The sequence below is a fragment of the uncultured Kordia sp. genome (genome assembly GCF_947489565.1).
Lineage (GTDB): Bacteria > Bacteroidota > Bacteroidia > Flavobacteriales > Flavobacteriaceae > Kordia.
Map to the genome: position 1 here is coordinate 1 of NZ_CANLEA010000025.1, position 24,581 is coordinate 24,581.

17 protein-coding genes are annotated in these 24,581 nt (G+C 34.5%); 6 read left to right on the top strand and 11 right to left on the bottom strand.

Annotation, left to right across the window (positions count from 1 at the left end; genetic code table 11):
* Nucleotides 1-148: 148 nt before the first annotated feature.
* Complete coding sequence (locus Q0845_RS24145; protein WP_298519345.1) at nucleotides 149-958, bottom strand: bifunctional 2-polyprenyl-6-hydroxyphenol methylase/3-demethylubiquinol 3-O-methyltransferase UbiG; 810 nt, start codon at nucleotides 956-958, stop codon at nucleotides 149-151.
* On the bottom strand, nucleotides 931-3,984 hold the full coding sequence (locus tag Q0845_RS24150) for a DUF2723 domain-containing protein (RefSeq protein WP_298519348.1): 3,054 nt from the start codon (nucleotides 3,982-3,984) through the stop codon (nucleotides 931-933). Before Q0845_RS24150 ends, Q0845_RS24145 begins: the two co-directional genes overlap by 28 nt.
* 217 nt (nucleotides 3,985-4,201) lie before the next feature.
* On the opposite strand from Q0845_RS24150, the gene Q0845_RS24155 reads away from it, so the two are divergent.
* From Q0845_RS24155 to Q0845_RS24165, 3 genes are all read left to right on the top strand, one after another.
* Complete coding sequence (locus Q0845_RS24155; RefSeq protein WP_298519351.1) at nucleotides 4,202-7,159, top strand: T9SS type A sorting domain-containing protein; 2,958 nt, start codon at nucleotides 4,202-4,204, stop codon at nucleotides 7,157-7,159.
* A gap of 153 nt (nucleotides 7,160-7,312) precedes the next feature.
* A complete protein-coding gene (locus Q0845_RS24160; protein ID WP_298519353.1) occupies nucleotides 7,313-8,326 on the top strand; it encodes a hypothetical protein in 1,014 nt (337 codons plus the stop codon).
* Between the two features lie 2 nt (nucleotides 8,327-8,328).
* A complete protein-coding gene (locus tag Q0845_RS24165; RefSeq protein ID WP_298519356.1) occupies nucleotides 8,329-9,387 on the top strand; it encodes a YCF48-related protein in 1,059 nt (352 codons plus the stop codon).
* Nucleotides 9,388-9,389: 2 nt separating this feature from the next.
* Here the strand turns inward: Q0845_RS24165 and Q0845_RS24170 are convergent, their stop codons facing one another.
* The 6 genes from Q0845_RS24170 to Q0845_RS24195 form a co-directional block, all read right to left on the bottom strand.
* A complete protein-coding gene (locus Q0845_RS24170; RefSeq protein ID WP_298519358.1) occupies nucleotides 9,390-12,482 on the bottom strand; it encodes a hypothetical protein in 3,093 nt (1,030 codons plus the stop codon).
* A gap of 296 nt (nucleotides 12,483-12,778) precedes the next feature.
* Nucleotides 12,779-13,216 carry a hypothetical protein gene (locus Q0845_RS24175; RefSeq protein WP_298519360.1) on the bottom strand — a complete coding sequence of 146 codons (438 nt, stop codon included), beginning with the start codon at nucleotides 13,214-13,216 and terminating at the stop codon, nucleotides 12,779-12,781.
* Between the two features lie 4 nt (nucleotides 13,217-13,220).
* Nucleotides 13,221-13,751, bottom strand: a complete 531-nt coding sequence (locus Q0845_RS24180; protein ID WP_298519363.1) for a hypothetical protein — start codon at nucleotides 13,749-13,751, stop codon at nucleotides 13,221-13,223.
* Between the two features lie 30 nt (nucleotides 13,752-13,781).
* Entirely contained in the window at nucleotides 13,782-14,324 is a 543-nt protein-coding gene (locus tag Q0845_RS24185) for an RNA polymerase sigma factor (RefSeq protein ID WP_298519366.1), read from the bottom strand.
* Between the two features lie 262 nt (nucleotides 14,325-14,586).
* Nucleotides 14,587-16,431 carry an ABC transporter ATP-binding protein gene (locus Q0845_RS24190; RefSeq protein WP_298519372.1) on the bottom strand — a complete coding sequence of 615 codons (1,845 nt, stop codon included), beginning with the start codon at nucleotides 16,429-16,431 and terminating at the stop codon, nucleotides 14,587-14,589.
* Nucleotides 16,431-18,155: a phospho-sugar mutase gene (locus Q0845_RS24195; RefSeq protein WP_298519375.1), complete on the bottom strand. Its 1,725-nt coding sequence runs from the start codon at nucleotides 18,153-18,155 to the stop codon at nucleotides 16,431-16,433. Before Q0845_RS24195 ends, Q0845_RS24190 begins: the two co-directional genes overlap by 1 nt.
* 98 nt (nucleotides 18,156-18,253) lie before the next feature.
* On the opposite strand from Q0845_RS24195, the gene Q0845_RS24200 reads away from it, so the two are divergent.
* Nucleotides 18,254-20,902, top strand: coding sequence for a T9SS type B sorting domain-containing protein (locus Q0845_RS24200; protein ID WP_298519378.1), 2,649 nt, complete (start codon nucleotides 18,254-18,256; stop codon nucleotides 20,900-20,902).
* Between the two features lie 72 nt (nucleotides 20,903-20,974).
* Here the strand turns inward: Q0845_RS24200 and Q0845_RS24205 are convergent, their stop codons facing one another.
* The 3 genes from Q0845_RS24205 to Q0845_RS24215 all read right to left on the bottom strand — a co-directional run bounded on the left by Q0845_RS24205 (nucleotide 20,975) and on the right by Q0845_RS24215 (nucleotide 22,840).
* Nucleotides 20,975-21,289, bottom strand: a complete 315-nt coding sequence (locus Q0845_RS24205; protein ID WP_298519381.1) for a hypothetical protein — start codon at nucleotides 21,287-21,289, stop codon at nucleotides 20,975-20,977.
* A gap of 85 nt (nucleotides 21,290-21,374) precedes the next feature.
* Nucleotides 21,375-22,331 carry a glycosyltransferase family 2 protein gene (locus tag Q0845_RS24210; protein WP_298519384.1) on the bottom strand — a complete coding sequence of 319 codons (957 nt, stop codon included), beginning with the start codon at nucleotides 22,329-22,331 and terminating at the stop codon, nucleotides 21,375-21,377.
* A complete protein-coding gene (locus tag Q0845_RS24215; RefSeq protein ID WP_298519387.1) occupies nucleotides 22,328-22,840 on the bottom strand; it encodes a DUF4199 domain-containing protein in 513 nt (170 codons plus the stop codon). The genes Q0845_RS24210 and Q0845_RS24215 overlap by 4 nt, the downstream gene beginning before the upstream one ends.
* Nucleotides 22,841-22,984: 144 nt before the next feature.
* Between Q0845_RS24215 and Q0845_RS24220 the strand changes: the two genes are divergently transcribed.
* Together Q0845_RS24220 and Q0845_RS24225 are read left to right on the top strand one after the other, a co-directional pair.
* Nucleotides 22,985-23,236, top strand: coding sequence for a type B 50S ribosomal protein L31 (locus Q0845_RS24220; protein WP_007094320.1), 252 nt, complete (start codon nucleotides 22,985-22,987; stop codon nucleotides 23,234-23,236).
* Nucleotides 23,237-23,358: 122 nt separating this feature from the next.
* Nucleotides 23,359-24,534: a GlmU family protein gene (locus tag Q0845_RS24225; protein ID WP_298519392.1), complete on the top strand. Its 1,176-nt coding sequence runs from the start codon at nucleotides 23,359-23,361 to the stop codon at nucleotides 24,532-24,534.
* Nucleotides 24,535-24,581: the final 47 nt, after the last annotated feature.

Here is a 24,581-nt window from a genome sequence, read left to right on the forward strand (position 1 = left end):
TACAATTTTTTACAAAAATCACTCGAAAAGACGTTTTGAGTTTATAATTTTATTGAATAAATCCAAGAACAAAGCAAATCCAAAAGCAAAAGCGCTTCTAAGAGCGCGAGCAAGTCTAACAATCCAAAAGCAAAGCGCGTCTAAAAATCTATTTCTCCAACGTACAAAAGAAATCCAAAGTAGCTTCCGAATGTTCCGAAAGTGTATAATCTTCCAACGTAATACTATTGACCAAATCAGGATTTTTGTTCAACAACTTCTTACGATTCATACGATTGGCAACTTCATACGGAATTTGTAACATCCAAGATGGAACTCTGCGTTCTAACTTAAAAATATCATAGCGTAAAAAGCGTGCCACAGATTTTCTGTTTTTTTCATAATAGGCATCTGTTTTTTCATTGCCACGAACCGCTTGAATGGTGAAGTTTGAAAACGTTTTTCCAATCAAATTTGATAAATCTTCAAAAGTATATTCTTTATAATGCCAAGGATTTCGCGCAATGGTTTTCAGTGCATTAGGCGTAGAAATATAAGCTTTTCCATTTGGTTTTAACACACGATGAATTTCATCTAAATACAATGCAGCTTCTTTAATATGCTCAATCACTTGAAAAGAAACAACCACATCAAAACTATTAGATTCTAATTGTGTTAATGGTGGAATCTTCTCTTGAATAATCGTTGTATTTGGATATTTATTATTGATCAATTCGGCTGTGTAAGGCGACTTGTCAATCAATGTTAACTGATCGGCATTTTTATACAATAATTCAACACCATAACCTTCGCCACAACCAATTTCCAATACATTCCCATGAATGTGTGGAGCGACCAAATGGTACGCTTTCAATGTGCGTTGAAATAGCGGATTGTCTGATATAATTTTTGAAGAAGTAACTTCGGTTGAAAATAACATAGTTAGGGGAATTAGTATGGCCAGTTTCGTTTTTGCCATGTTTGAAACGATTCGTCAAAACTACGAAAGGTTTGTTCACTTACAGGCGCATTTTGTACACCACCTGGAAATTGTTGCATCATCTGAAAATACATGTTTTTTAATCGATAGGCATGACGTAAATTAATGATTGGATAGGGCGGATCAAAAGAAATCATCCATTGCAATTCTCCCCAAATATTTTGCATAGCCGTTTTACAAATTTCAGTTCCTTGTTGCACATTTCCTGCACGCACATATAACTTTCCAATTGCATACGCGTACTGTTCGAAAGGAACCGTTTTATTTGGGAAAATCTTAATACATTTATCTAATACTTCAAGAGCTTTTTTAGTGTTTCCTTCTTCCAATAAAGCTTGTGCTAAGAAGTAATAATTCTGGCGTAAAATTTCACGTGCATAGGTGACATTTTCATCGCGAATAAAAACGGAATCGTCATGCAAACCATCAAATTTTACAGTATTCATCACATACGGATACATCATTTCAGTATCTACAATCTTCGGATTTAGTTTTGGATTCTTACGTTGAATAGGCGCCAAAATATTGACCATACCATGCTGAATTAGATATGGTTCTAAACCGATTGTATGTTGTTTTTTTCCATTGATTACAAAACAAATTGGACGTTCATTAATATTATTCATCACCAAGTTCATCAACACAATTTCATTGAGTCCATAAAACTTTTTAGGATGTTGCCAAGTAATAGCAGATGTATAAGAAACATTCAGTTTATTGGTGTCAAACCACTTTTTGATACGTGTGGTATCAATAGGAAGTGAAAATGAAGTTGATGGAATATAATGTCGCATACGACCATTCCAGTTGGTACGTGTTTCCTTTTTCTTAAAAAACTCGAACAGAATAGGTAAAACGGCAGCTTCTTTTGTTTCCTCTTGAAGCGGAATCAGTTTTTCAATACCACTCACATAAAAATCTGGATGAAGATTAAATTTTATAGGTTTTGAATCGTATGAAGCTTTCTTTAAGTTATTTACATGTGTGTCAATATTCAATTGATCATAATTGATGACACGCACATCAGTTCGATATCCTTCTACTTGTTGTAAATACCAAAGAGGAAATGTCATATTATCGCCGTTGGTAATTAAAATTGCTTGTTCCGGACAGGCATCTAAATAGGCTTTTCCAAAATTATATGCAAAATTATCATGTCCCCGTTGGTGATTGTCCCAACCTTTCGCTAATAATTGTAATGGTGCAGCTAATAATACGATTCCTGCAATAACACTGGTCCTAATTTTAGGATTTTTAATCGCTGAAGCAGCTTGTGTCAAAAGCACGACAGAAAGTCCAATCCACAAGGCAAAAATGACGAAAGATCCTATAAAAATATAATCGCGCTCACGGATCAAAATACTTGTAGGAACGGGATTTACATAAATTGTAATTCCAATGCCAAAGGTTAAGAATAGGAGCAAGGTCATCCAGAAATATTGCTTGTGTTTTCGAAGTGCAATAATGCCTAGAATTCCTAAGATAAATGGTAGAAAATAATATCCATCATTTCCTTTATGATTCTTGTAATAGTCAGGAATCACAGCAGTATCTCCAATTCGATTTTTATCCAAAGCATTGATGCCGCTCATCCAATTTCCATCTTTGATATAACCTAAACCTTGATGATCGTTTTGTCTTCCAATAAAATTCCAAAATAGATAACGAGCATTCAGCCAAATCACTTGATAATTAATAAAAAAGCTAATATTTTCACCAAAAGTGGGTTTATTTATGGTGACCATTTCACCGCGCACAGGATAGTTGATAGGTTCTCCATAAATTGTAGTCCAAGCTTTGTACTTATCAGCATCGCCTTTGTCAAACATACGCGGAAAAAACATGGTAAACTCATCTGAATAATTTACTTCTTTAAGTTTCCCGTCATGTGTAATTTCATATTTCTCTGAGTTCTTATTGTAATTATAGACTGGTTTTCCATCAACAAAAGCTACATCTTTATCTAAAGGCGCATTGTATACAGGTCCCTTTAACAAAGGAATGGCACCAACGCCAAACTGCTCTGCACGTACATACTGCAACATTTTATTACTATTTTGCATGCTATCAGCGATCAATAAATTTACATTCGATCGTTGTAGTGGCATAAAAAATGAGCTCATTCCGACCAAGAAAAAAATCACACCAAGTGTCGCATGATGAAGTTGAGTTTTGTGTCTTTTTTTAGAAAGAATCAATAGCATAGTTATTGCTACAGCAATGAATAGTAATAGGACAATAACTCCTGTATTTAAAGGTGTTTCAAAGGAATTTACGAGCCATATATCTAGTGAATTGGCAAGTTTGATGAGTCCTTGTACGATGAATCCGTAAATAATAAAAAAAGCTGCACAACCAAGTATAATAGCAATACAAAACGTTTTCAATGTAAGTCCAAATTTTTTGTGAGCAATAATTACAGAAAACGGAATTACAATTGCAATCGTGATCAAATGGACACTCGTAGAAATCCCTAACAGTAGCGCAATTAAAAATGCATATCTAATTTCCTTTCTACGATTTGTAGTTTTTTCCCATAATAACATTAAATAAATCATTCCGGTCATCAATGCAAAAGACAAAGTGTAAACTTCAGCTTCTGTAGAGGCTGTCCAGAAACTATCTGAAAATGCGAGAGTTAATGAAGCAACTATTCCTGAAATAATTGATATTGTAGGTGTGGTATTACTTTTTGTTAAAGAAAGTATCTGGTTGCTGATATTTAAAGTGATTCTATATAACAATGTACACGTCAATGCTCCAAAAAATGCAGAAATCAAATTACTGATCAATGCCGCCATACTTGCAGGGAAAAATGATAGGATAACTTTACATAAAATAGTATAAAAAGGAGCACCTGGCGGATGCGATGCTTGCAAGGTATAATTACTAGCAATAAACTCAGGACTATCCCAGAAAGCAATGGTGTTTGGCGCCGAAATTGCATATATTAAAAATATACATTTAAACAGTATCCAGCTACTAAATTTTTCAGCTTTTGGCATGTAGAGTTAGGTTAATTTTGATTGCAATATAATAGAATTATTCAATCTAAAAACTACCATCTATAAATAAAAAAGTACTGACGATACATATTTTTAGAAAACACGTATATCTACGGGGAAATCTTAATGATTAGTTAATTATTTTTGGCTATATGTTAAAATTAAATTCTTTATATTTGGCATAACCATATAAAATAAACTAAACATCAATTCTATTATGAGAAAACAATTACCCCTCGTAGTTGTGTTTCTCCTGTGTATATTAGGGCTCACAGGAATGCAAGCACAAACTTTGAATGAGACTATGGGTACTGGTTCCGGAGTAAGTATATCTTCGGGAGACTTCAACACATTTTATGGAGATAGTACAGGTAGTTTTATTACCTCAGGATCAAGAGTAACACTATTTGGATATAGTGCAGGACGAAGCGTTACTACAAGTGAGTTAGTAGCGATTGGATATCTTGCAGGATACTCAAATACTACTGGTTTTGACAATACGTTTATCGGATACGAAGCAGGTCGTTTGACCATCAACGGTGGAGATAACACCTTCATCGGAGCTGAATCTGGAGAAAACAATACTACTGGTTATGACAATACATTCGTCGGAGAAGAATCAGGAGCAAACAACACCACTGGTTACGAAAACACCTTCATCGGAGAAGATGCAGGTTTTAGCAACACTACAGGTTATAAACAAACATTCGTAGGAAACGAAGTAGGTATTTCTTCTGATGTAGGTTACCGAAATACGGGTGTTGGTAGTGAATCTATGAGTGATGTAGATGATGGTCACCACAACTCTGCTTTTGGAGATTCAGCAGGTATTGATGTTGGAGACGGTATATACAATACATTTGTCGGAGCTGCTTCTGGTGTGGCTACAGAATGGGCAGATTATAACACATTCGTTGGAGCACAATCTGGTTGGGACAACAACCGTACAAATAATACATCTAATGCAAACCACAATACATATGTAGGATTCTCAGCTGGTTTTACAAACCGTGAAGGTCAGTACAATGTAGGTATGGGATCGTTGGCAGATTTTGATAATACTAATAGGTCAAATACGATGTTCTTCGGGTATAATATTACCGCAAGTAATAATAACGTAATGGGATTTGGTAACGATTCGTTTATAGACGGACAGTACTCAATCTCTATGGGTATTGATCACGATATTCGTGGAGATTACTCTGTTATGATGGGATATTTAGGAAATATGGGAACGCTAGCTGATTACTCAGTTGGTATTGGTGATCGTGTAAATGTGGCAGAAAATGATGCCGTTGGTATCGGACGTTCTGTAGATGTTGATAATCAATATGCAATTGCAATTGGTTCAACTACAATAGCACAAAACGATGGAGCTATTGTTATGGGATATCAAGCTTCTTCTACAGATCCAAGTGCTTTAGATCCTACAAATAACATTGCTATTGGTAATGCTGCAAATGTACAAGGAACAAACGCAGTTGCTATTGGTAATGCAGCAACAGCAGTCAATGACAATACAATGGTACTTGGTGGAGCAACAAATCCATTAAGTGTGGGTATTGGTACAGATACACCAAATGCAAACGCAGCTTTAGATTTAACAGGAACGGCTAAAGGTTTACACTTAAACCGTATGACAACCGCGCAACGTACAGCGTTTGGAAGCTCATTAGGAGCAACTGATGAAGGTATGGTGGTTTATGATACAGAAACTGATAATTCATTCTATTGGGATGGAACACAGTGGAAAGGTATGATGGACACTGATACTGATACACAAGATTTATCATTGGTTACAAATACATTAAGCTTAACAGATGGTGGATCAGTAGATTTAACTCCATATTTAGATAATACAGATGCACAGGCAATTTCTGTAGCTTCTGACATTTTAAGTATTACTGGAGATGCTGGAACAGTAGATTTATCACCGTATTTAGACAATACAGATGGACAGGCAATTTCTGTTTCTAGTGATATATTAAGTATTACAGGAGATGCTGGAACAGTAGATTTATCACCATATTTAGACAATACAGACAGTCAAGAATTATCTGTAGCAGCAAATGTGTTAAGTATTTCTGGTGGTATGACAACTGTTGATCTTTCTGGCTATTTAGATAACACAGATAGTCAAGATTTATCTTTAATGGGAACTACCTTAAATATTAGCGGAGGAACTGGAGTTGATTTAGCTTCTTTACAAGATGGAACAGGAACTGATAGCCAAGACCTATCTTTAATGGGAACTACCTTAAATATTAGTGGAGGAACTGGTGTTGATTTAGCTTCTTTACAAGATGGAACTGGTACAGATGCACAAGCAATTTCTTTGGCTACTAATACCTTAAGCATTACTGGAAATGCTTCAACGGTAGATTTATCTGGATATTTAGATAATACTGATAGCCAAGACTTATCTTTAATGGGAACTACGTTAAATATTTCTGGAGGAACTGGAGTTGATTTAGCTTCTTTACAAGATGGAACTGGTACAGATGCACAGGCAATTTCTTTGGCTACAAACACATTAAGTATTACAGGAAATGCTTCTACAGTTGACTTATCAGGATATTTAGATAACACAGATAGTCAAAACTTATCATTAGCAGGATCAACCTTAAATATCTCTGGAGGAACTGGAGTTGATTTATCTACTTTAGCAGATGGAACAGGAACAGATGATCAGGATTTAACTTCTGCTACATTATCTGGAAGTACATTAACAGTTGCTATTGAAGGTGGAGCTTCTGTAGACGTTGATTTATCTCCAATTTTAGGAGCGTTAGAAGCAGAAAATACTGCACAGCAAGCACAGATTGATGACTTACTTACAAGAGTAGCTGCCATTGAAGTATGTGCGTGTGACGGAACGTTATCTGTAGTAACTCCTGACAATGCATCAAGAAGTGGAGCGATTTTATATCAAAACATTCCAAATCCTTTCAATGATACTTCATCTATCCGTTATTTCATTCCACAAGAATTAACTGGAGATGCTGCTATTGTATTTGTAAATACTGCTGGACAAGTAATTTCTACAGTAGATTTACCACAAAAAGGAGATCAGGAATTAGATATCAATACAAGATCATTATCTTCAGGTATGTACTATTACACATTATATGTTGATGGTAAAAAAGTTGATACTAAGAAAATGATTATTGAATAATATATAGCAAGATTCAATTCTTAAATTCATAAGGAAAAGCTTCGTAGTCTACGAAGCTTTTTCTATTTTTAGACAATACGAAACTAGCTGAGAGGAACCGAATTGCATTATTTAGAATTCCATCCAACACACTAGCCAATTAAAAACCAACAGATGAAAACTGGAACTATAGACCTTTTAAATACAGGATTAATTGTACTCTCTTTTCTGCTTGCCTATTACTTGCCTTTTGAACTTTTTCTTTTTGCGTATGCAGTATTAGGACCTTTACACTATTTGACAGAAATTAATTGGATTCGTGACAAGAAGTATTTTATAGCGAGTAAACTTTGGATTTACTTAGTGATTGTTGCAGCTTTTCTAGTATCATTTCCGCCTTTAGTAGGCGTATTTGTCACAGAAGAATACGCAACATCAGAAACCCTACTGTTCATCAAAAATACGCTTCCAGCATATTTTAATAGTTGTTTATTTATTGCCATCATAGCAGCAGTAGCGTTTACCGTTTTCAAAAATAAATTATATCAATACATCGCATTGGCAATAGGTGTTATTTTAGCTTTCTTATTTCACACAATATCAGTATATCATCTTATCATCGGTATATTGCTTCCCACAGTAATTCACGTATACTTTTTCACCATCATGTTTATGTGGTATGGAAATTTAAAGTCAAAAAGTAGAATAGGATATTCTAATATCATACTGATGTTTGTCATTCCTTTTGTAATTATTTTTCTCTCTGTTGACTCGTTGGATTATGTATTGGGATTTGAAACTAGAGCAATTTATGAGAACAATGCATTCTACGTTTTAAACGCGAAACTATCACAAGTTATAGGTGTGACAGATGGAACTCAGTTTTCATTTCAAAGTGTATTATTTATCAAAATTCAAATATTCATTGCTTTTGCGTATACCTATCATTATCTCAATTGGTTTTCCAAAACCTCAGTGATCGGTTGGCACAAAAAGCTTACACAAAAACGATCGTTAACTATTTTACTATTGTGGATCGGTTCTGTAGTATTATACATCTATGATTATAAAATTGGATTTACTTTACTTTTATTCTTAAGTTTTGTGCATGTTTTTATGGAGTTTCCACTGAATGTCATTTCAATAAGAGCCGTTGGTCAATCCTTAATTCCTTCTAAAAAATCCTAACTATGCGTCATATTCTTTTCATTTTTGTAGCGATATTATTTTTTTCTTGTGAAGAAAAGAAAAAAGAACAAAAGCCAACTAAAAAGGCAATCTCTAAGGTAGAAATTACGCCTATCTTTAACGATTCTATCAGTATAAGAGCTATTGCCGTTACACCTACAAACGATCTGGTTTATGGAGGAAACAAAACGACAATTGGACATTACAACGCAATAGCTGGTCAACATACAAATCTGCTCAAAGGAAAAGTGTCAGATTCGCTAAATGTCAGTTTTCGCGCGGTGGCACATATCAATGAAACTACTTTTGGAATCAGTATTGTGAATCCTGCCTTATTGTATAAAATTTCAAAAAACGGAGACGTAAACTTGGTGTACACAGAAACCCATGAAAAAGTATTTTATGATGCTATTGCTTTTTGGAATGCAAATGAAGGAATTGCCATGGGCGATCAAACAGACAATTGTATCAGTATTATCATTACACGTGATGGCGGAAATACGTGGTACAAAATTTCGTGTGACGATTTGCCAAAAGCAAAAGAAGGAGAAGCCGCTTTTGCAGCAAGTAATACCAATATTGCCATTGTTGGTGATGAAACGTGGATTGCCACAGGAGGAAAGGCAAGCAGAATTCTGTATTCTGCTGATAAAGGAAAAACTTGGAAAGTATACGAAACACCTATTGTACAAGGAATAGAAACCACAGGAATGTATTCTATTGATTTTTATGATGCTCAAAACGGATTTGCCATTGGTGGCGATTATAGCAAAGCAGACATCAATGAAGCCAACAAAATTAGCACTTCTGATGGAGGAAAAACATGGAAACTCGTTGCCGAAAATACAAATCCTGGTTATCGAAGCTGTGTACAATACGTTCCAAACAGTAACGCAAAAGAACTAGTAGCAGTAGGTTTCAAAGGAATTGACTATTCCAACGATGCAGGAAATACATGGAAACACCTTTCTGATGAAGGTTTTTATACTATCAAATTCATCAATGATTCTACAGCATACGCTGCTGGAAAAAATAGGATTGCAAAGTTGTTGTTTAAATAGTATTACAACCGTTCCAACACACTTTTTACGCTATCATGTTTTAACATATACTGCATAAAGTCAAAAGCAGGAGCAGCCATTACACGGCTCATTTCTGGTTCAATAATGGTATTGGTTTCTGCCAAACAACCTTCCATCAAACTTTTTATATATCGATTGTTCTCTTTTATGATAGCAGCGATGTTTTTGACACATTCTGTATTTTTTATTTTTTGCCCGTACATCATCTGTACATCCGCCAAATCAAACTTATGAGGCAAGTATATATTCTCAAATGTAAAATGCTCGTATTTAGCATCTAAAAGCTTTAGTTTATCCTTTATATAACCCGGAAACATTTCGGTAGCAGCGACTGAGTTTAAGATTGCAGAAATTTCACTGGATTTATTGATCACACCGCCGTCACATTCCATCATAATGGAATCCATCACAAATTTGATATAAGCCGATTTATCATTGATGACATTAATAAACACCGTTTTCTTGTCTTTTGCGGTCGCATCGAGTTCATTGATAGCTTCATACAATTTGTACGCAGAAAGCAATCCCGAATTTTCATAGATTCCACCATCATTATATTGTCCTTCGCCTTCAATGGTTGCAGCTGGACTAATCAACGGAAAACGATTGGTCGTAGAAGCTGCATTATAAAAACTCAAGGTTTTGTTATTTCCTAACTCCAAAATATCATTGGCGCCTAAATACAATACTGATTTTGCATGACTTTTTTCCATAGGAATAGAAACGGCCATTCCTTGTCGCCCTTTAATATTTGTGGTATTGCTGATAAGAATTGGAAAACGATTGTTTCGCTTTGTATACATATTGTACCATTGTTGTCTGTAGGAAGTTGTGTTGAATTCATTGAGTGAAATATCATCATTTACATATTGTGCATACGTCCACATAGCAGCTGTAGAACGATCTTTACCAATTAAATTTACAGGAGCCAATACATGCAGAAACCAATCGCGACCTAACAAATGCGCCAAATCTAAAGACAAAATATTCTCAGTACCAATTTTTCGTATGATGGAATCCCGAAACTGTAAATCATCATTTTCATGCTTAATGGCAGAATAATTAATCAATCCCATAGTTCCTCCAGAAGCGCCCGATAAACACACTGTTTTATCATAGAGAGTTCCGTCTTTATCCAAAGCATTCAATACAGTCATAGTCCAAGCATTTGCTTTCATTCCGCCGCCATAACAGCCAATATAATAACGTGTATCAGGTAAATTTTGAATGTACTTTTCTAAGTCAATCGTTTCAGTAGTAACCGTTTTTTCTATTTGTCTTAACTCGAATAGATTGTTATTTTTTGATAGAAAATTCAAAATAAACAACGCCAATACAGCCGCATAAACGATAAAGCTGAAATTTGGTTTATTCCTTTTGGCAAAATCTTCATCTGACAAATTATAATACATAAAATGCTTTAAAATCACGACCACAATTCCATACAGTAAGAAAAAAGCAGAAAGAATAATAATCACAGCATTTACGTGCATGGCGTAGGTTGGCCAAATATTGAGTGCTAAGAAGAATAGTAAATTGGCAGCGCCGAAATAAGAAATCACTTTTAAAAAGATGATATTATTACTGGCAGCACCTAAGCTGAGGTTGCGAATTCTCAGTTTGGATAGTTTTTTGAAAAATTTGCTTTGTCCAAAATGATGATTCTTTTCAAACATTTTAATAATGGCTTCCTTTTTTTCTTCACGTGAACGTGTATCTTTTTCATCACTCATCAATGGAAAGCTATTGATAACCGCGTCATTATCTTTATTAAAAAACGCATATTTGAATAAGGTTCTAAACGTTCTGTAATACGTGTATGTAATGGCTTGAAGCGTAATGCATACTAAACTTAAAATTACGGTGGTATAATTATACGGATGTTCAAACCAAATCAATAAAAAGAGCAAGGCAAAATGTGCTAATAAGGTAATAATTAAGATGATTACGTAGGTATGAATAGGATTGTTGACCTTCTGTTCTTTTTCTTCTATCATATATAAATCATTACCAGAATCTTTAGCTTCCTGTAATCCGTATTTATAATATAGACGCCATTTATCTTTTTGATTTTTTAATACATACAACCAAATAATCAATCCAACAATGAGCAATCTAACAAATCCGCTCAATTCTACACCAAAACCAAAATTGGTATCTGCGGTATAAGCAAGCATATAAAATAAAGCCGCATAAAAGAAAACACCAATAACACGGCGTAAAAAACTTAAATTACTCTCATACGCAATGCTTTCTAGGTCGCTTTGAGCATCTTTATTCTTATACCAAACAATTCCAAAAATGCTGAACACTTTTTCAATACGCCAGTCTTTATCTTGAAATTTTCGATTGGATTTTGAGAGTAAAAAATAATTCGGATAGTGTGAAAGTACAATACAATAGATAGGCGCAAAACCTAGCAATAAGACGAATACAAACCAATATGGATGGTAATACAAGTCTACAATAATCGAATTCATTTGTGGTGCTTTCGGCAAGGAAAGTCCAATGATGAACAAGAACAATAAACTCATCCAGGAGGAATAGATAAATTCCTTAAGCAACACCAATCTATTTTTTAAAGAAAAGCGCATCCAGACGAGCAAAACGGTAAGAAATGCAGCGGCATAAAAACCAATTTTAATCATCACAATGGTTTTTGGGTATTCTTTATGCCATAAATAATAGAAATTCTCAGTGCAATCAAATGCATAAGCAAGACTCGCTAATACAAGAAACAGCTTAAAAACAATCTTGATATTATGCTTTTTAGTTTTGCTGTGAACGTACTTTCCAACAATATAAAATAGGAGGAAAGCCCATATAAAATCAAAGATGAAAAACAGCGTGAATAACAATTGTTGGTAAAAACTCGTGTGATTCATAAACCAAGTTCCTGTGACTTCTTCGTGAGTAAATTGCGGATGCGTCACCCAATCGTAAATATGAAACATTTTTCCGCACACAACCATCAAAATACTTAATATGATAAATAAAATCACATGAAATTTTGGGGCATTATGTCGTTCAAAATGTCTAAAAGAACTAAACTGTTGTGTATTTGCGAGATTCATCTGTGTTAATTTTCCTAAAACTACAAATGAAATTTGAAAATAAAAATACTAATCAATATGTATTTTTTTAGTTGCAGAAAAAAAAGAAAAAGGAGCACTATAAAATGCTCCTTTTTACCAATCACCAAAAATTATAAACAGTGATATGCATCACTTGTTATTATGCTATATCTTTTAGACTTTACTTTTTAAAAAAGGTTTAAAATAAAAAGAGCATTTCTTTTGAGGGAAGTGCTCTTTTCTAATCAATGTAGGATTTTGAATTTAAAAAAATTCTAGGTTTTTTAGGACATTGATCAATTTTTTTTATGCTTATTACGAAACTGCTTCATTAATTTTCTATTGAATTCATGTTCCGCTTTTTTCAAACGAATAATTTTTGTTGCCGGTAGAAATTTACGCAGCTTATTGGCTAAATCTCTAGTGTTTTCATACACTTGCTTTTCAATAGATTGAATTCTATCCAAAATTGATGCCGCTTCTGTTTCTGACATGTTTGAATTGGATTTTACATCTCTTTTGATTTTATTCAAGCTTTGTCGCAATTCATGATTTTTATCATCATATACATTGTATACTGGCCAAAACTGTTGTGCTTCTTTCTCTGTGAAATTTAAATTTTCAGTAAAATAAGCGATTTTAAGTTTCTTAATTTTCTCTTTTCCGCCGCCTCTTTGAGCTATTCCTGAGAAAAGCCCAAAACAAACAAGCAATATTGTAATGTATTTTTTCATGCTATTATTGTTGTTCCGTTAACAAATCGTATGGATCTGTTGTGTTTTCTAAATAATCTATCGTGTCTATTTCGTCTAAATTTACTTCAAAAGTGGTGGTAATATCTACATTTTCTTCTTCATACACCGCTATTAAATCATAATTATTCAATGCGATTAAATCATTTTCAATAAACTCATTAATTTCACTATTTACAACCTTATCAATGGTAAGATTGGCATCAGAATCTGTATTTATAAGATTGATCGCTACAAAAAATAATATACAAGCTGCCGCAGCATAACTTAGGTGTTTTAGATAATTTCTTTTTCGCTGTAGCGGAATTACCTTAGGTGTTTCTTCTGTGCTGAATAACTTTTTTGAAAGCGAATCTTCCAAACTGTCAAAATACGCGTCAGGTGTTGTAAAACCTGTTTCTTTCGGAATCACAGCTTCGGTTTTCATACGATCAAAAAGACGCTCTTCAAACGTGTTGAAGTAATCTTTCGGAGTGTTGAATCCTGTTTCTTTGTTATGTAATTCGTTATTGTTCACAATAGTTAGACGCTAATTTATACAAAAGGTTTAATCGGTTAAAAAAGTTTCTATTTTTTTTACTGCATGATGATACGAAGCTTTCAGTGCTCCTACAGAAGTATCTAAAATTTCACTCATTTCAGCATACTTCAAATCATCAAAATATTTCATATTAAAAACAATTTGCTGTTTTTGTGGCAACGTGGCAACAGCTTTTTGCAATTTTAGTTGAATTTCCTCACCTTCAAAATACACATCAGCAGTTAAATTGTTGACCAATTGTTCTTGCAATTCTTCCGAAGAAACTCCAGCTTTCTTTGCACGCTGATTGATAAATGTGATGGATTCGTTCGTTGCAATACGATACATCCAAGAATACAACTTGCTATCGCCTTTAAAATTGTGAATGCTTCTAAAAACTTTGATAAATGTATTTTGAAGCACATCATCAGCATCATCATGACTCGTTACCATTCTTCGGATATGCCAATACAAACGTTCCTTGTAGGTAGACACAAGTTGTCGAAACGCTTTTTCTTGCGTTTGCGGATTCTTTAAGTCATCAATGAGGCTTGTTTCTATGACGTTCAATTGCGTTTGTTTTATTCTAAGACTTTTGAAAAGAATAAAGGTTTAATCTAAAGATAAAAAAATAACAAGTATTCCGCAATTAATTGATTTGTAATTGATTAAATTTTAACTCAAGCTAAATCCCTAATATCATAGATACCTCAAGAAGCAACTTTCAAAAGTCAAATTCTCAACTTCAACTTTTCAAGTTCATCTTCAATTTCAATTTCAATTTCGAGTTCACCTTCAACTTCAACTTCGAGTTCAATTTCAACTTCAAAGACTAAATCGTCTGCATCTGAACCAACTTAGAATAGATACTATTATTGCTAATCAATTCTTCGTGTGTTCCTTGCTCTACAATTTCACCTTTTTGCATCACCACAATAACATCTGCATTTTGAATGGTAGACAATCGGTGTGCAATAACGATAGAAGTTCTGTTTTTCATCATATTTTCTAAAGCAACTTGCACCAAACGTTCGCTTTCAGTGTCTAGAGCAGAAGTAGCCTCATCCAAAATCATAATCGGTGGATTCTTCAATACAGCTCTTGCAATGCTTAAACGTTGTTTTTGTCCGCCTGAAAGTTTTCCTCCAGAATCTCCAACATTATGATCTAAAAGTTCAGGCAAATCCTTTACAAATTCCCACGCATTGGCAATTTTCAACGCTTCAATCACTTCTTCATCAGTCGCGTCTTGTTTTCCAAGTTTTACGTTATTTCGAATCGTATCATTAAAAAGAATAGAATCTTGTGTAACCAATCCCATCAAGTCACGTAACGAAGCTTTTGTGAGCGATTTAATGTTTTCGCCATCTACTTCAATGCTTCCTTCATTCACATCATAAAAACGCGTCACAAGGTTGGCAATGGTACTTTTTCCACTTCCTGATTGACCTACTAAAGCCACCGTTTTTCCTTTCGGAACTTTTAGTGTGAAGTTTTTCAAGACATTTGCTTCTTCATATCGGAATGTGATATTATTTAAAGTAACTTCTTTATGGAAACCTTCTTTCGTTTTTGCATCAGGCGCATCTGCAATTGGACTTTTGGTTTCTAAAATTTCTAACACGCGCTCTGCAGCAGCGTTTCCTTTCCGTACTCCATAAGTTGCTTTGCTAATGGCTTTTGCAGGTGTAAGGATATTATACGCCAATCCCATAAACGCTAGGAATTTTTTTCCATCCAATGCAGGAGTCACACCATCTGCTAACTTATCCACCAATACCATGTGTCCACCATACCAAAGCAAGACACCAATTACTAAAATTCCTAAAAATTCACTTGTTGGTTTTGCTAAGTTTAATCGATTTAAAAGTTTGTTGGAATACTTTAAGAAGCGTCCAGTAGATTCTTGAAATTTCTGATTAAAGTGTGGTTCGGCCACAAACCCTTTGATCACTTTTAATCCGCCTAGAGTTTCCTCTAAAAGCGACAGAAAAACACCTTGCTCTTGTTGTACACGGTCAGACTGTTTTTTTAAGGATTTTCCAATTAATGAAATTATATAGCCAGAAATTGGAATAAAAATAAAGACAAAAATTGTCAATTTCACACTAATGGTAAGCATGAATAGAATTGTGAATATGATAGTAAGTGGTTCTCTTACTACTAATTCTAGAATAGATAAGAATGAATGTTGAATTTCCAATACATCAGTTCCTATTCGTGCCATCATATCTCCTTTACGCTTTTCAGAATAGAAAGAAAGTGGCAAATCTACTGTTTTCTTATACAAATCATTTCGAAGATCTGTCAATACACCATTTCGCAAAAATGTAATAAAATACATAGCGAGGTAATTGAAAATATTTTTTAGAAAAAATACAGTTAAAATTAGTGCAATTACGAATGTTAAGACTAAAGGCACATTCGTTCCAGCCATTTCAGAAATGTTATAATTAATATACTTTTCAAAATAATCTGCGAATTGTGTAAATCCTTCGTAAGTTGGCTCTATAGTTACTTTTTCAGTGTCTTTATCAAAAAGAATATTCAACAAAGGCATTAATACCATGAATGCCAATGCTGAGAACAAAGCATATAAAATGTTAAAGAAGATATTTAAAGCTGCATATCTTTTATAGGGGCGAATATAATGCGCAATTTTTTTAAAATAATCCATTAGTCTAATTTCATTTCTTGAACGATGCGATCTATTTTAGCATCGAGTTGATTTTCTACAGCAGCAAAATCTGCTTTGTTTGCTAATGGCAGATTTACACTAAAGTAGAATTTAATTTTTGGTTCTGTACCACTTGGACGCGCTGCAATTTTAGTGCCATCGGCAGTGTAGTATATCAAAACATTTGACTTCGGAATGGAGATTTCAGACATTGTACCAGTCTCCATATCAGTCATAATAGACGCTTGATAGTCTTCAATTCGTACTACTTTAGAACCATCGATTGTCGTGAGTGGATTTTCACGTAAATCAATCATGGTTTGCTTGATTTCAGCGGCGCCATCGATTCCTTTCTTTACCAAAGAAATCAGTTTTTCTTTGTAAAAACCGTGTGCTACATACATATCAATTAGAGAAGCGTAAAAAGAGCTTCCATTGGCTTTTGTTTGGGCAGCAATCTCACATGCCAATAATGCAGCTGTTACTGCATCTTTGTCACGTACAAAGTCTCCTGTCATGAATCCGAAGCTTTCTTCGCCACCACCAATAAATTCCAATGCAGGAAAATCTTTGATCATTTTGGCAATCCATTTAAAACCAGTCAAACCAATTTTACATTCCACTCCGTAAGCATTTCCAAGTTCTGTCATCATTGGAGTAGATACAATTGTTGAACCTATGAATTGCTTTCCGTTAATTTTATCGTTGTTTTTCCATTGTTGCAACAAGAAATCGGTCATTACAACCATGGTTTGATTTCCGTTCAACAGGATCATATTTCCTTCCAAATCGCGGACTGCAATTCCCAAACGATCACTATCAGGATCGGTTCCGATCACAATATCCGCATTGGTTTTTTCGGCCAATTGCAAAGCCATTTCCAAGGCTTCCGGTTCTTCTGGATTTGGAGAAACTACTGTAGGAAAGTCTCCATCTGGTGTTGCTTGTTCTTCAACAATATGTACATTATTATAACCAGCACGTTTTAAAACTTCTGGAATCATCGTAATAGATGTTCCATGTAAAGACGTAAAAACGATGGTTAAATCATCTTTATTTTCTGCTTTAAAATCTGCATTGGCAACACTTGCATTGATAAAGGCTTCATCTACATCCGTGTCTACAAGGTGAATTAAATCATCATTGGCATCAAACTGAACTTGAGCAAAATCGAGCTGATTAATCTCGTTGATAATCTCACCATCTTGTGGAGGAACAATCTGTCCGCCATCAGTCCAATACACTTTATAACCGTTGTATTCTGGTGGATTGTGGGAAGCTGTTAAGACAATTCCACAATGACAATCCAAATATTTTACGGCAAATGACAATTCTGGTGTTGGACGCAAATCTGAAAACAAATACACTTCAATACCATTGGCAGAAAACACATTTGCAACCACTTGTGCCAATGACTTACTGTTATGTCGGCAATCATAAGCAATGGCAACTTTCAAAGACGCATTCGGGTAGGTCTGTTTGAGGTAATTACTAAGTCCTTGTGTGTTTTTCCCTAAGGTATACTTATTGATTCTGTTAGTGCCAGGTCCCATAACACCTCGCATTCCTCCAGTTCCAAAAGCCAAATTAGTATAAAAGCTTTCGGTTAATTCTTTCGGGTTTGTATCTATAAGTTTTTGAACTTTCGCTTGTGTATCAGTGTCGAAAATCGGAGTGAGCCATGCAGATGCTTTCTCCAAGATTTTAGCGTCAATCTTTGTCATTTATAGGTCTTTTAAGCAACAAAAATAATGAATTCATTTGGGTTTCTATTTTGATAGGCAAAATATTTTGAATAACTTTAATGACCGATTATACCGCTATGAAAAAAAATCCTCTAAAATTTTTTTGCATACTTCTATTTTTCATTGTCTCGGTACAGGCGCAACGGGAAACCGCTAATTGGTTTTTTGGTGTAAATGCTGGTTTAAACTTTAATTCAGGAATACCAACAAGTTTAGATACGGGACAAGTAGATACCTTAGAAGGATGCTCATCAATTTCTGATGCCAATGGTTCACTGCTGTTTTATACAGATGGTGTTACTGTATGGAATCGGATGCATCAAATTATGCCAAATGGAACCGACTTGGCTGGAAGTTTGTCCAGTACACAGTCGTGTATTATTATTCCAAATCCGGGAAACGCTAACCTTTTTTACATTTTCACCACGGATGTTGTAGACGCTTATAACGATACGAATACAGGACCAAGTAATGGATTTAATTATTCTATTGTAGACATGTCGCTCGGCGGCGGAATGGGAAATGTAACCACGAAAAATGTAAACTTATTGGTAAATGGTTCTGAGAAAGTATCAGCAACGATTAGTTCCGATGGAGATTATTGGGTAGTAACACATCGTAGTTCTCAGTTTTTTAGTTTTAAGGTGACTACGGCTGGCGTAAATGCCATTCCGATTGTATCAAATACATCCAATAGTGTTTCTGATTTTAGAAATATAAGAGGAAACATGAAAATTTCACCTAACGGTCAAAAACTAGCTATTGCACATACGTTATTTGAGCCAGAACAAGCAGGTTCGTTATACTTATACGATTTTAATCCAACAACAGGCTCTGTGAGTAATGGAGAATTCTTAGCTGATGATATTACATTTTATGGAGTTGAATTTTCTTCAAATTCTTCACGATTGTATACGTCTGGAAAATTCTTTTTAACGACTACATTATCCAATATTCAGATACAGCAATTTGATGTTACTTCCGCAGATGTTCCAAATACAAAATATATAGTTCATAATTATCCAGCAGCGCAGGTAACGCCATCATTAGCCGGAAGTTTACAACTTGGATTAGACAAGCGAATTTACCATTCATTGCCGTCTGCTAAACTATCTACAATCAATACTCCAAATTTGTTAGAAGCTGCTTGCGGATTTGACTATCAAAGTGTTGATTTAGGCAATAACTTTGCACGTTTTGGTCTGCCAGCTACGGTGCAATCTTATTATGAAAGTGTTGCTACGATTGAAAATTTTTGTTTGGGCGATCAAACTACCTTTACAGTAGCTTCTGAAAATACAATCACAGGCATAAATTGGAATTTTGGCGATTTGGCTTCAGGAACTTCCAATACATCCAATGCAATTTCTACCTCGCATGTGTTTTCAAGCGCAGGAACTTTTACCGTTACAGCAGATGTGTCTTTTTCAAACGCTCCCAATCAAGTATTTACAGAAATTGTAGTCATTCAAGAAATACCAAATATCGCACCTTTATTTACGATTGAACAATGTGATGTTGATGATAATGACACGGATGGTTTGTCAGTATTCAATCTGCAAGAAGCCATTACTGTCATTGAAGAAGACAATGGAAATGATGATATTGATGTCATGTTTTTTGAAAACCTGAATGATGCGCAAATGAATGAGAACATCATCACAAATGATTTTTATGCCAATACTGTAAACAATCAAATATTGTATGCGCGTGTATTTGCTTATGTAGACTGTTTTACCATTACGCAAGTGCGATTGAGTGTAAATCCAGGAAGCAATTTAGGTGTGTATGATACCATTGATGTTTGCGAAGTTGATGATACAAATATTTCCATCTCACAGATAGAAGCTTCTTTAGGAGAAGACTTCCCAAGCGCTACGATTAGTGTATATCCTACTAGAAATGATGCATTATTGTTAGAAAACCAATTGAACGATTTTTCATTTGTAGATGTCAATACAACAAGTGAATTATTTTTTAGAGTTTCGTATGGAAGCAATTGTGGATTTATAGGAAGTGTAACCTTAAATATTGTGGCTCAACCTACGGTGGAAGATCAACAAGCATTATTATGTGGAGATATTGGCTCTGCTGTAGAATTGGCTTTTGAAGAATCTTTTTCAAGCTATCAATGGTCAACCAATGAAACTACGCCTTCCATTATGGTTACAGAAACAGGAACGTATACTGTTGTGGTAACGAATAGTGCAGGTTGTGAAAAAGAAGTGAATTATATAGTAATTTCAGAACCGCCATTAACTATTGAAAATATTGATATACAAGACTTTCAAGATGTAAATACTGTTCGAATCCTCTTGACTCCAGATACAGAACCAGAAAATATTAGTTATTCGGTGAATGGAGGAAATACATTTTCAACATCCAATGAATTTGTCAACTTGTATCCTGGAGTGTATGATGTGGTTGTTCGACGTGGCGAATGCGATGCTGCCAACGAGACAATTTTAGTTGGAGGATTTCCGAAATTCTTCACGCCAAATGGCGATAATATTAATGATACATGGCAATTATTGCAAAAAGAATACTATCCGAATGCGACCATTGAATTGTACGATCGTTACGGGAAAAATCTCAATTACATCAAAGCCGACAGCGAATGGGATGGAACCTACAAAGGAGTTCCATTACCATCTGGAGATTATTGGTATAAACTAACTTTAGAAAGCGGAAGAACCGTTACAGGAAATGTAACTCTAAAACGTTAAATAACAAAACTCAAGCTAAGTTTTAGTAATGACTAGCGGCAGTTTTCATATAGTTTGTTGTAGGTAGTGTTTCTAGTTTTTTTCAAGTAAAGTAATTGCTGAAATTTCACTTATTAAAATTCGAGTTGTTGATTTATATTTATAACCTTTTCTTTCTGGACAAGTTATTTCAATATAATTTCTGCTAACTTTTGAAACATAATCTATTCTATTATATCCATCTTTAGTACAAGATGTATCTAGAAATTTTTCATTATTTTTAAGTTTAACGTTTACTTGTTCATTCAAGTATTGCTTCAAGTCTTGAGAAGAAAAACTCTTCGATGTTTGACTAAACGCAAAATTGGTAATGCAAAATATAGCGATTACTACGATTACTTTTTTCATGATCAATTTATTTGATTTTATAGATTGGACTCTTTTTGAACAAATATGTTACGTTTGGGAAGTAATTAAAAGCTTTGTGTTTTCTCTAAATGTTTTCTGTTTCACTGATTTTGTAACGTTCCTTGTCGCGTTTGCTTCGCAATATAATTTCGCCCAAAAAGCCAGCTAAGAAAAACTGCGTTCCAATAATCATGGTGGCTAACGAAATGTAAAACCAAGGATTATCTGTGACAAGAATAGCTTTTAAACCGTACGCTAATTTGTACAGTTTCATAATTCCGATATAACCCGCAGCAGCAAATCCAATAAAAAACATAAACACACCCAAAGCGCCAAATAAATGCATCGGGCGTTTTCCGAACTTAGACAAAAACCAAATAGTGATCAAATCTAAAAAACCATTGATAAAACGATCGTAGCCAAATTTTGTCTTTCCGTACTTACGAGCCTGATGTTGTACTACTTTTTCGCCAATATTTTGGAAACCTGCATTTTTAGCCAATACAGGAATGTATCTGTGCATTTCTCCATACACATCAACATTCTTTACCACAATGTTCTTATATGCCTTTAAACCGCAGTTAAAGTCGTGTAATTTTAATCCTGAAGTGCGTCTTGCAGCCCAATTGAATAGTTTGGAAGGAATATTTTTAGCAATTACGGAATCGTAACGTTTCTTTTTCCAGCCAGAAACCAAATCAAATTTTTTCTCGGTAATCAATTTGTATAATTCAGGAATCTCATCTGGACTGTCTTGTAAATCAGCATCCATGGTAATCACGACATCACCAGCAGCTTCTTTAAAACCTGCATGTAAGGCTTGCGACTTTCCGTAGTTTTGTAAAAAGCGAATTCCTTTGATTTCAGAATGTTTTTGAGAAAGTTCGTGAATGATGTTCCAAGAATTGTCTGTACTTCCATCATCAATAAAAAGAATCTCATACGTAAATTGATGTGCTTCCATGACACGGGCAATCCATGCATGTAGCTCTTGTAACGATTCTTCTTCGTTAAGTAGTGGTATAACTACAGATATATTCATACAGGATTCTTAGGGTTTGTAAATATCTTTGACTTAATAGCTAAAGAGGCTAGTAAAGAAAAGAAAAATCCGCTTAATAAACTTTTAAATACATTTTCTATAAAAATACTGAATTTAAAATTCGATTTAAGAAACTTGATACTTTCTTGAATCTTCTCATCTGTAAAATCACTGTTCTTTCGTAAATCATCTTCCGCAACAACGGCTAATTTATCTACAAAATCAGGTTCTATATACGTAGCATGAGTGATAATGTATACCCAAAGCATCAAACTTCCCAACAGAATAACACCAATTCCAGTTTTTAAACCTTCTCTGATAGAAAATGGCTCTCCATTGCGACTCACTTTGATAATGGCAAAAATCATAAACAGCGCCATTACTGGAAACATTGCTAAAGAATATACATTTTGTGGGTTCGTATGAACATTTAGTTTATATTGCAGTACGAAAGAGGTGATGAGGATAATTCCCAACGCAATTCCGAAATGTGATGTTTTTGAAAACATGAAAACGAATTTTATGTAGGACACAAATATAGAAATTCAAGCTTAGAAAATATCAAAAATATTTTTATTTTAATGTTGCACATTCGGAAATAATAATTAAATTTGCACCTCGAAAATTGAGAAAGTTATAAAAGAATACAAAAGATGAAACAAGGTATACATCCAGAAAATTATAGAGTAGTAGCTTTTAAAGATATGTCTAACAACGATGTATTTCTTACGAAGTCTACAGTAGATACTAAAGAAACTATCGAAGTTGATGGTACTGAGTATCCATTATACAAATTAGAAATTTCTAGAACTTCACATCCATACTACACTGGTAAGTCTAAGTTAGTAGATACAGCAGGTCGTATTGATAAGTTCAAAAACAAATACGCAAAATTCAAGAAATAAGAATTTTGATTACACTACACAAAATGTCTTTCAGGAAACTGAGAGACATTTTTTTTTGAAAAATAATCACATTCACAGATTCAAACGCAAAGTTTTTTTACATTTACAAAAATTCAGCAATCATGAACTATATTCTCTTTGATGGAACGGTACGCAACGCATTATTACCATTTACCTATACAAAACCAGTTGCCGATTTACGAGTTGGAATACTAACGATTAGAGAAAAGTGGGAAGCACATTTAGGCGGAACTACTACGACAATTACAGAAGAATATTTGTCTGACAAGTATCCAATGGTAGAGTTGGAAGAAAATGTAATGATCAATGCTTCTTTTTTGCCAAATGCAGAATTGGTAGCACTGATTCAAGGATTAACAGAAAAACAGGCTATTTTTTCAGGAGATGAAATTATAGCATTTCATGCCACAGATGAACAAGATGAGGTTGATTTTGATACTTATGATGTGATTTCGTACGAGGAAGATTGTTTGCGAATTGAGCATACTTGGGATATTTTCTCAAAGAATGCAGAAGCTATTCAGGCAGATTTTGATCTCATTACCAAAGATAGAACCTCACAACCCATTCCGGCAACAGTGAACGTAATTGCGCCAGAAAATATATTTATTGAAGAAGGAGCAACGCTTAACTTTTGTACGCTAAATGCAAGTTCTGGACCTATTTATGTCGGCGAAAATGCTGAAATTATGGAAGGTTGTGTGGTGCGTGGAGCATTAGCAATGTGTGAAAACTCCGTGTTAAAACTTTCTGCTAAGATTTATGGAGCAACTACATTAGGTCCATATTGTAAAGTTGGTGGAGAAGTGAATAATTCAGTATTAATGGGCTATTCGAACAAAGGACACGATGGATTCCTAGGAAATTCTGTCTTAGGAGAATGGTGTAATATTGGAGCTGATAGTAACAATTCGAACCTAAAAAATAATTATGCACCTGTGCGTTTGTGGAGTTATGAAACAGAAAACTTTGCCAAAACAGGATTGCAGTTTTGTGGACTCATGATGGGCGATCACAGTAAATGTGGCATCAATACCATGTTCAATACAGGAACAGTTGTAGGTGTAAATGCAAACATATTTGGCTCTGGTTTTCCAAGAAACTTTGTGCCAAGCTATAGTTGGGGAGGCGCAAGCGGATTTACTACGTATTTAACCAAAAAAGCTTTTGAAGTTGCCAAAGTCGTAATGGCAAGACGTAAGGTAGAATTTACTTCGCAAGACGAAGCTATTTTAACACATGTTTTTGAAAGCACCAAAAAATGGCGTAAAGACTAAAAAAATAATTACTCTTATTAAATATCAAAGCCGCTACTAAAAAGTAG